Consider the following 8,832-nt stretch of genomic DNA (forward strand, 5'->3'; position numbering starts at 1 on the left):
GTCGGCATGGGCACCATCGACCGCAAGCTGACGATGATCATCTGGCCCGCGGTGAAGTACTTCCCCGAGCTGTTCTTCACCATGATCCTCGGCGGCGAGGAGCCGATCGATCACCTGCAGAAGTCGCTGCTGCGCGCCGGGGTCGACCTGCATCCGATGGTGCAGCGGGTGATGCAGATCCACGTCGCCGAAGAGGCGCGCCACATCTCGTTCGCGCACGAGTACCTGCGCCGCAATGTGCCGGGGATGAACCCGATCACCAAAACCGCGCTGTCGGTGCTGTTCCCGATCGCGATGCGGATCATGCTGGACATGATCATGACGCCGCCGAAGGAGTTCGTCGACAAGTTCGACATCCCCGCCGAGGTCATGCGCGAGGCGTACTGGGGCGGCGAGGAATCGCAGGTCACGATGCGCAACATCTTCGGCGATGTGCGCGCGCTGGCCACCAACAGTGGACTCATGAACCCGGTCGCCAAGCTCGCCTGGCGCCTGCTCGGCATCGACGGCCCGGTCACCAGGTACCGCAGCGAGCCCGCACGCAAGGTCGCTTGAGCGAGATCGGCCCGCCGCGTACCGGCGGGCCGACGGCGTCCCCGCCGTCGGACGTCACCACTGTACACAGCGATGTACAGTGGGATATGGCCGATTACGAAACTGTGCCGTTGACCGAATTGCGGGGGCAGCTCGGTAGTGTTTTCGACGGGGTGTCCGCCAGCGGACGTCCGGTGATCGTGACGCGGGAGGGGAAAGAATTGGTCGCGGTGGTTCCTGCCGAAGTGTTGCGCCACGGGGCCCTGCCCCCCGCGTACTTCAACGACGACCTGCGCGAGCAGATCCTGGGCGGCCTCGACGACCGCATCCAGCAGCACTCCGCCGCCGACATCGCCGACGCGCAGGCCAAACTCGACGTACTCATGAGCGCACTGGACGGCACCGGCGCGGGCCTGCGGTGAGCGTCGCCGACCACACCGCCCTCACCTCGCTCGCCCTGTCCCCGCTGTTCGGGCAGGTCATCATGCGCCAGTTCACCCAGCAGCGCCGGATCATGGTGGTCCCGGCGGTGAGCCTGATGGCCGCCATGCGCGCCGTCGACAACATCGACGAACTCGGTCGCCTGCTCGACAATCGGGTCGCCGTGCGCTGGGCCGAACTGGACGCGGCCACCGCGATCCGCATCGGCACCACCGTCCCGATGGCCGACGACCACACCGAATGGCCGCTGGTCGCGCCCGTCGTCTTCACCGCGCAGAACCTCGATATGCCGGTGCTGACCGCCAAACCGGAGCTGTATCGCGGCTACAAGGTGCAGGTCGCCCCGATGCCGTGAGGCCGGGCCAGTGACCGCGGCCACAGTGCGCGTCGGTTACGGTGCACGAGCGAACGATCCACCAGGGAAAGCAGTACCAGGAACACTCGAGGAGAGCTGGTTATGCATCAACTGAGTTTCATGCGTCGCTTCACCACCGCGGTCGCCGCCACTTCGGCCGCCGTCGCCGTCGTCTTCGCCGCCCCCGCCTCCGCCGACCCCGCCCCGCAGGCCACGGTCGACGTGGCCGCGGCCGTCGCGCAGCTGCGCACCACGGTCGCGGGCAACCCGGGCGCGCTCGCCGCCCTGGACAAGCTGGTCGACAAGGGCACCGTCGACGTCGCGCTGCCGGCGCAGCCCTTCCAGATCCCCGCGACCTCCGACATCGGCCAGAACGGCGGCGGTCCCGGCGTCTACGGCTCCGGTATCGCCCTCGACATCGACGGCTTCCGGATGGGCTTCTTCGGCGGGCCCGGCACCATCTCCCCCAATCAGGGTGGCGCGAAGCTCGAGGTCATGTGGCTGAACCTGTCCAACGGCCAGAGCGGCACCGCGGTGCTGACCGAGCACCAGGACGTGCCGGTCGACACCACGATCCGCACCGCTCCGCTGAACACCGGCGGCGGGCTCGTCGTGGCCGCGGTGTACGGCAACCTGTGGCACCGCTGGTCGGTGCCGGTCGACGAGGCGCACCCGGACGGCTACGCCTACCAGCTGGGCACCATCCAACAGCCGACCTTCGGCGCGGTCACCCGGTAGTCCACTCCCGCACGCACCCCGGAATCGCCACGTTTCCGGGGTGCGTGCACGGTCGGCGGGCAGCATTGCCGCGCAACAGGTCCGGTGTGGCGTAGGTTTGCCGCGTGGATCTGGTCGACCGACTCGAAGAACTGGAACGACGGGTAGCCGCCCTGGAGCAGTCCGGCGGCGGTGACCCGCAACTGCCGTGGGCGGTCGCGCGCCTGCGGCAGGAGTTCGACGCCGCCGGCGTACGCAACGGCGGCGTCCTCCTGGCGGGCGCGCTGCAATTGCCGACCGGCGAGCGGCTGGACTGGCAGGCACAGTTCGCCACCGATGCCATCGTGGGTGACGTGTGGACCATCGAGGCCGCCAATTGCCTCGCGGTCCTGGCCAATCCGGTACGCCTGCGGCTGCTGCGCGAGATCGTCTACGGCCGCCGCACCGCGGCCGACCTGGCCGCCATCGAGGAACTGGGCACCTCGGCCGAGATCTACCAGCACCTGCGCCAGTTGGCCGCGGTCGGCTGGCTGCAGACCGCCGGGCTCGGCCGGTTCGAGGTACCGGAGGGCAGGCTCGTCCCGTTGCTCGCGGCGCTGGCCAGCGCGCAACGCTGATTGATAAATGTCCTAATTGTCCGGTTGGAATACTGTGATGCAGGGCACATCGACTGCTACCGTGAGCATCCAGGGATCGATGCTGTGGAGGTAGCCGAGTGAACGTGACCCATCTGCTCGAAAGCGTGAAGGCGCTCGGGGTGCTGCGTTCGCGCGGCGTCTCCGACCCGACCAAACCGCTCGAGACGTTGCGGACCATGAAGGAATCCAAGATCTACGGCCCCCAGGCCACCTTGGTCCGGCACTCCGCCCGCGTCGCGCCCGAGCAGGTCGCGCTGGCCGACGAGCGGGGCGAGCTCACCTACCGTGAGCTCGACGAGCAGTCCACGGCGATCGCCCGCGGCCTGCACGACGCCGGCATCAAGCAGGGCATGGTGATCGCGGTGCTGGCGCGCGACCATCGCGGGCTGCTCATGTCGATGATCGCGGCGGGCAAGCTGGGCGCGCGCATCGCGCTGATGAACACCGGCTTCGCCAAGCCGCAGTTCGCCGAGGTGTGCGAGCGCGAGCAGGTCCGCGCCGTGCTGCACGACAGCGAGTTCATCGGGCTGCTCGACGCACTGCCCGCCGAGCTGCCGCGCTTCCTCACCTGGGTCGACGAGGGCGCCGAACTGCCCGCGGGCGCGACGACCTTCGACGACCTCATCGCCGGCAACTCCACCGAGCCGCTGCCCCCGCCGAGCAAGCCGGGCGGGTTCATCATCCTCACCAGCGGCACGACCGGCCTGCCCAAGGGCGCGCCGCGCACCAAGGTCACCCCGATGGCGACCGCGCAGTTCGTCGACCGGGTGCCCTTCCCCAAGCGCGGCACCATGATGATCGTCTCGCCGATCTTCCACAGCACGGGTCTGGGCACCTGGCTGGTCGGCACCATCCTGTCGAACAAGATCGTGGTGCGCCGCCGCTTCGACGCCGAGGCCACCCTGGCCGCGATCGCCGAGCACAAGGTGGAGATGCTGGTCGCGGTGCCGACCATGCTGCACCGGCTGACCGAGCTGCCCGCCGAGGTCAGGGCGAAGTACGACCTGTCCTCGCTGAAGGTGATCCTGTTCGCCGGGTCCGCGCTCTCCCCCGAGCTGTGCATCAAGGCCACCGAGGCGTTCGGACCGGTGCTCTACAACCTCTACGGCTCGACCGAGGTGGCCATCGCGACCATCGCCACCCCGGCCGAGCTCGCCGAGGCGCCGGGCACCTGTGGGCGCTCCCCGATCACCTGCGAGGTCCGCCTCTACGACGAGAACGACCAGCGAGTCGAGACGCCGGAGACCACGGGCCGGATCTTCGTGCGCAGCGGCGCGCCCTTCGAGGGCTACACCGACGGCCGGAACAAGCAGATCATCGACGGTTTCATGTCCAGCGGCGACCTCGGGCACTTCACCGCCAGCGGCCTGCTCATGGTCGACGGCCGCGACGACGACATGATCGTCTCCGGCGGCGAGAACGTCTTCCCGCAGGAGGTGGAGAACCTGCTGGTGGAGCGCGCCGACGTGTTCGACGTGGCGGTGGTCGGCGTGGACGACGTCGAATTCGGCAAGCGACTGCGCGCCTTCGTGGTGCTCGAGGAGGGCCACAGCACCGGCGCCGCCGAGATCCAGGCGCACGTCAAGGAGAATCTGGCCCGCTACAAGGTGCCGCGCGAAGTGGTCTTCGTCGACGAACTCCCCCGGAACGCGACCGGCAAGATCCTGCGCCGTGTCCTCATCGATTATGAGGTGTCACAGTGAGGTCGGCGGACTGAGAGACAGAGCACAACCGGACCGCGTTGCTTGCTATTGTTAGCACCAGCACTGGATCTCGATGACGCGGTCCGGCCCCACGGGGGTTCGTCGTGGGATCGGTCTGCCGGAAGGCTGTTCGATGTCTCTGTCTCTGCCCGCGCTCGGCGGAACCGCCCGGCGCGCCGGTGATTTCGCGCTCGGCGTCAAAGTGATGATGGATCGCAAGCTGTTCAATCCGCTGCGCCTGGATCACGCCGCCCGCTCGTTCTTCAACGTCTCCAAGTTCGGCCCGTTCGCCGGTGTGGTCATGCACGCCGCCCAGACCAGGCCGGACGCGGGCGCCATCGTCGACGAGCGCGGCGAACTCACCTTCGGGATGCTCGACGAGCAGTCCAACGCGCTGGCCCGCGGCCTGCGGGCGAGCGGCATCGCCGAGGGCGACGTGATCGCCGTGCTGGCCCGCGATCATCGCGGCATGGTGCTCAGCCTGCTCGCCGCGGGCAAGCTCGGCGTGCGCGCGGTGCTGATGAACACCGGCTTCGCCAAGCCACAGTTCGCCGACGTGGCCGCGCGCGAGAAGGTCAAGGCGGTGCTGCACGACAGCGAGTTCGTCGACCTGATGAGCGCCATCCCCGCCGACATCCCGCGCGTGCTCACCTGGGTCGACGAGGCGCACGGCGTCGACCCGGCGATCCCGACCGTCGAGTCGGTCTCGGCAGGCCGTTCGGTGTCGCCGCTGACCCCGCCGAGCAAGCCGGGCGGCATGGTCATCCTGACCAGCGGCACCACTGGAACCCCGAAGGGCGCCCCGCGCGACAAGGTGAGCCCGTTCGCCTCCGCCCAGTTCATCGACCGGGTGCCGCTGCCCAACAACGGCACCATGATCATGGCGGCGCCGATCTTCCACGGCACCGGGCTGTCGCAGTTCACCCTCGGCCTGGCGCTGGGCAACCGGGTGATCTTCCAGCAGCGCCGGTTCGATCCGGAGAAGACGCTGGCCAATATCGTGAAGTACCAGGCGGATTCGCTGATCGTGGTGCCGACCATGCTGCAGCGCATCCTCGATCTGGACGAGCAGATCCTGGCGAAGTACGACCCGAAGACGATCAAGGTCATCTTCGCGGCCGGCTCGGCCATCGCGCCCGACGTGGTGACCCGCACGCTGGACTACTTCAACGACAGCCTCTACAACCTCTACGGCTCCACCGAGTGCGCGGTGATGACCGTGGCGACCCCCGAGGACCTGCGCAAGGCGCCGACCACCGCGGGCAAGGCCCCGGTCGGCATCCGGATCGTGCTGCTCGACGAGAACCGCAAGCCGATCACGGCGCCGAACGTCACCGGAACCATCTTCGTGGACAACGGTTTCGCCTTCACCGGCTACACCGACGGCCGCACCAAGGAGATCGTCGACGGGATGATGTCCAGCGGTGACGTCGGCCATTTCGATGCCGACGGGCTGCTCTACATCGACGGCCGCGACGACGACATGATCGTCTCCGGCGGCGAGAACGTCTTCCCGCTCGAGGTGGAGAACCTCATCGCAGGCCGGGCGGACGTGTTCGAGGCGGCCGTGGTCGGCGTCGACGACCGCGACTACGGCAAGCGGCTGCGCGCGATCGTCGTCCCCGGCCCGGAGTCGGCGCGCGACGCGCAGGAGATCAAGGACTACGTCCGCGAGAACCTGGCCCGCTACAAGGTCCCGCGCGAGGTCATCTTCGTCGACGAGTTGCCCCGCAACGCCACCGGCAAGCTGCTGCGCAAGCCGCTGATCGAGATGGACGCCGAACAGGCGTGAGTCCGGCCGTGCGATGGCGGTCGGTCGGCCCATACCGGTCGACTATCATCAGCGCGTGATCATCGAGTTCGCGCGGACCGCCGCGCCGTCGCGTGCCGTCGGCGCGCGGCTGCGCGGCGCCTGCGCGGGCTCGATGTCGGGAGCGTTGTCGCTGGCCGCCCACGGGCTGGCCTCGGGCGGCGCGCTGCCGGGCAGCACCACCGTCGTGCTGCTGGCGGCGGTCTCGGCCGTGGTCGGCGCGGTGGTCGCAGGCATCGGCCCGCTCCGGGACGGCGCGGTCGGGCTGGCCGCGGTGCTGCTGGGCGGTCAGCTGCTCGGCCACACGACCATGAGCTGGTCCGGGCACGCCCACCACGGCGACGACACACTCGGCCTGGGCATGCTCACCGCGCACGCCGTCGCCGCCGTCCTCGCCGCCGCGATCATCCTCGGCGCCGAGGCCGCCTACCGGATCGGCAGCGCCGTGCTGGCGCGGATCCTGCCGCTGTGCTACCGCGCACCCCGCATTCCCGACCCGGCGCCGCTGCGCCTGGTCCACCGTGACCGCGTCATCCTGCGGATCTTCGCCGCGCGCTCACTGCGGACCCGCGCTCCGCCGCTCGCGATTCCTTTCTGAGCCTTCCTCCACCCGGTGCACGAGCGATTTCGCCGTGCGCTCTTCGCGCGTGCGCGCCGGGTTCCGCACTCCAGAAATGAATCACCATGAGCATCACGGACACCCGTCCGGCCGAGGAGCAGCCCACCTCGTCACCACCGGCTTCCGCTGGACGGCCCCGCTCCGGCACCCGCCGGGGCGCGCGCCTCTATCCCCTGGCCCTGCGCCTGCACTTCTACGCGGGGATCTTCGTCGCCCCGTTCATCCTGATCGCCGCGCTCACCGGCGCGCTGTACGCGATCGCGCCGACCATCGAGGGGATCGTCTCCCGCGATCTGCTCCAGGTCGACTCCTCCGGCCCCGACCAGGTCCTCTCGGCGCAGGTCGGCGCGGCGGTCGCGGCCCGGCCCGACCTGACCCTCGTCGCCGTCGCGCCCGCGCCGGGCGACGGCGAGTCCACCCGGGTACTGTTCAACGACCCGACCCTCGGTGATTCCGAGCGGCTCGCGGTGTTCGTCGACCCGCATACCGCGCGGCCGGTCGGCGAGGCCGTGGTCTACGGCAGCGCAGGCGCACTGCCGTTGCGGAGCTGGCTCAGCGAGTTCCATCGCAGCCTGCACCTGGGTGAGCCCGGCCGGCTCTACAGCGAGCTGGCGGCGTCGTGGCTGTGGGTGATCGCCCTGTTCGGCCTCGTGCTGTGGGTGCATCGGGTGCGCAAGCGCCGGGCCAAGCGCTCGGCGCGGTGGCTGCTGGCGCCGGATCTGTCCGAGCCAAGGCGGCGCAAGCTGAACTGGCACGGCGCGATCGGCTTCTGGATCCTGCCGGTGGTGCTGCTGCTCTCGGCGACCGGCATGACCTGGTCGACGTATGCCGGCGACAATGTCACGAAGCTGCGCGAGGAACTGAGCTGGACCACCCCCGCGGTGAACGTGAAGCTGCCCGGCGCCGTCGGTCCCGCGCAGTCCCCTGGCGGCGATCACCACAGTGCCGGCCACACCGCGCCCGCCCCGGTCGACCCGGCCGCCCGGATCGCCCAGCTCGACAGTGTGTGGGCGATCGCGCGGGCCAACGGCATCACCCAGGCCGCCGAGATCGCGATCCCGGCCACGCCGGAGAAGGCCTTCGGTATCAAGGAGCTGCGCAAGTCCGGCACCTACACCATCGACTCCGTCGCGATCGACGGCGCGACGGGCACGGTCACCGACCGGCTCGCCTTCGCCGACTGGCCGCTGATGGCCAAGCTGACCAACTGGGGCATCGCCTTCCACATGGGTCTGTTGTTCGGCATCGCCAATCAGCTGCTGCTGCTCGCGGTGGCGCTCGGCCTGTGCGCGCTGATCGTGCTCGGCTACCTGATGTGGTGGCAGCGGCGCCCGACCAAGGCGACGGGCAGGTTCGCGGCCGGCGCGCCTCCGCGCCGGGGCGTGCTGCGCCGGACCTCGCTGTGGCTGACCGTCCCGCTGGTCGCCGCGGCGGTCCTGGTCGGCTGGTTCATCCCGCTGATCGGGCTGAGTCTGCTCGGCTTCCTGATCGTGGACGTCGCGCTCGGCCTCGCCGCGCGCGCCCACCCCACGGCCTGACCGCACACCCTCCGATCGCGAGGCGAAAGCTCCTCGCCCCCACACCTTTCCCGTGCTCGGGTGCCGTCGCGATGACGCGTGCCCGGAGCCGCTCCATTCGATGAAGGATGCACCGATTCCATGAAGACCACCAAGATCGCCCTCGCCGCTGCCGCCCTGCTGACCGCGGGCACCGTCGCCGCGGGCACCGTGCACGCGGCGCCGACCGCGCGGGCTCCGATCGGCTTCACCGCCGAAACGATCGACAGCACCGCGCGGATCACCACCGACGCGGGATCGCTGATCGTCGAGGACGGTGTGTTCGCGGTGCGGGCCGCCGACGGCACCACCGTCGCCACCACTGCCCTGCGGTTCCAGCTCGACGATTTCGAGTTCCCGATCGCCGCCGAGATCACCGGCCGCACCGCCACCCTCACCCCCCAGCTGAGCATGGACAAGGCCGTCTACAAACCGGTCGCACTGCCCTTCGAGGACAAA

Annotated in this window: 9 protein-coding genes and 1 pseudogene; all 10 read left to right on the forward strand. The window is 69.6% G+C overall.

Translation table 11 applies throughout. The features are described 5' to 3' along the window. Window positions 1-555: diiron oxygenase (locus tag ATM97_RS26830; protein WP_218720978.1), on the forward strand; the 555-nt coding region annotated here is incomplete at its 5' end. Further along, a complete protein-coding gene (locus tag ATM97_RS26835) occupies window positions 552-956 on the forward strand; it encodes a type II toxin-antitoxin system Phd/YefM family antitoxin (RefSeq protein ID WP_218720979.1) in 405 nt (134 codons plus the stop codon). The genes ATM97_RS26830 and ATM97_RS26835, both read left to right, overlap by 4 nt. Continuing rightward, complete coding sequence (locus tag ATM97_RS26840) at window positions 953-1,330, forward strand: hypothetical protein (protein WP_218720980.1); 378 nt, start codon at window positions 953-955, stop codon at window positions 1,328-1,330. Before ATM97_RS26835 ends, ATM97_RS26840 begins: the two co-directional genes overlap by 4 nt. A gap of 102 nt (window positions 1,331-1,432) precedes the next feature. Beyond that, window positions 1,433-2,068 (forward strand): hypothetical protein, encoded by a 636-nt coding sequence (locus ATM97_RS26845; protein ID WP_218720981.1) that lies wholly within the window; start codon window positions 1,433-1,435, stop codon window positions 2,066-2,068. A gap of 104 nt (window positions 2,069-2,172) precedes the next feature. Next, complete coding sequence (locus tag ATM97_RS26850; protein ID WP_218720982.1) at window positions 2,173-2,664, forward strand: helix-turn-helix transcriptional regulator; 492 nt, start codon at window positions 2,173-2,175, stop codon at window positions 2,662-2,664. A gap of 98 nt (window positions 2,665-2,762) precedes the next feature. Further along, window positions 2,763-4,388 carry an acyl-CoA synthetase gene (locus ATM97_RS26855; protein ID WP_218720983.1) on the forward strand — a complete coding sequence of 542 codons (1,626 nt, stop codon included), beginning with the start codon at window positions 2,763-2,765 and terminating at the stop codon, window positions 4,386-4,388. Between the two features lie 133 nt (window positions 4,389-4,521). Then, entirely contained in the window at window positions 4,522-6,180 is a 1,659-nt protein-coding gene (locus ATM97_RS26860) for an acyl-CoA synthetase (protein WP_218720984.1), read from the forward strand. A 55-nt stretch (window positions 6,181-6,235) separates the two neighbouring features. Then, a complete protein-coding gene (locus tag ATM97_RS26865) occupies window positions 6,236-6,796 on the forward strand; it encodes a hypothetical protein (protein WP_218720985.1) in 561 nt (186 codons plus the stop codon). A gap of 86 nt (window positions 6,797-6,882) precedes the next feature. Beyond that, on the forward strand, window positions 6,883-8,355 hold the full coding sequence (locus tag ATM97_RS26870; protein WP_218720986.1) for a PepSY domain-containing protein: 1,473 nt from the start codon (window positions 6,883-6,885) through the stop codon (window positions 8,353-8,355). 120 nt (window positions 8,356-8,475) lie between these two features. Next, a pseudogene (locus ATM97_RS26875) lies at window positions 8,476-8,832 on the forward strand (hypothetical protein); the annotation flags it as partial.

Source organism: Nocardia sp. MH4 (assembly GCF_019266065.1).
Taxonomy (GTDB): domain Bacteria; phylum Actinomycetota; class Actinomycetes; order Mycobacteriales; family Mycobacteriaceae; genus Nocardia; species Nocardia canadensis.

What these genes read in the sequence shown, in the direction of transcription:
- ATM97_RS26870 (WP_218720986.1), top strand. Translation starts at nt 6,883, where the DNA reads ATGAGCATCACGGACACCCGTCCGGCCGAGGAGCAGCCCACCTCGTCA.
- ATM97_RS26845 (WP_218720981.1), top strand. Translation starts at nt 1,433, where the DNA reads ATGCATCAACTGAGTTTCATGCGTCGCTTCACCACCGCGGTCGCCGCC.
- ATM97_RS26860 (WP_218720984.1), top strand. Translation starts at nt 4,522, where the DNA reads ATGTCTCTGTCTCTGCCCGCGCTCGGCGGAACCGCCCGGCGCGCCGGT.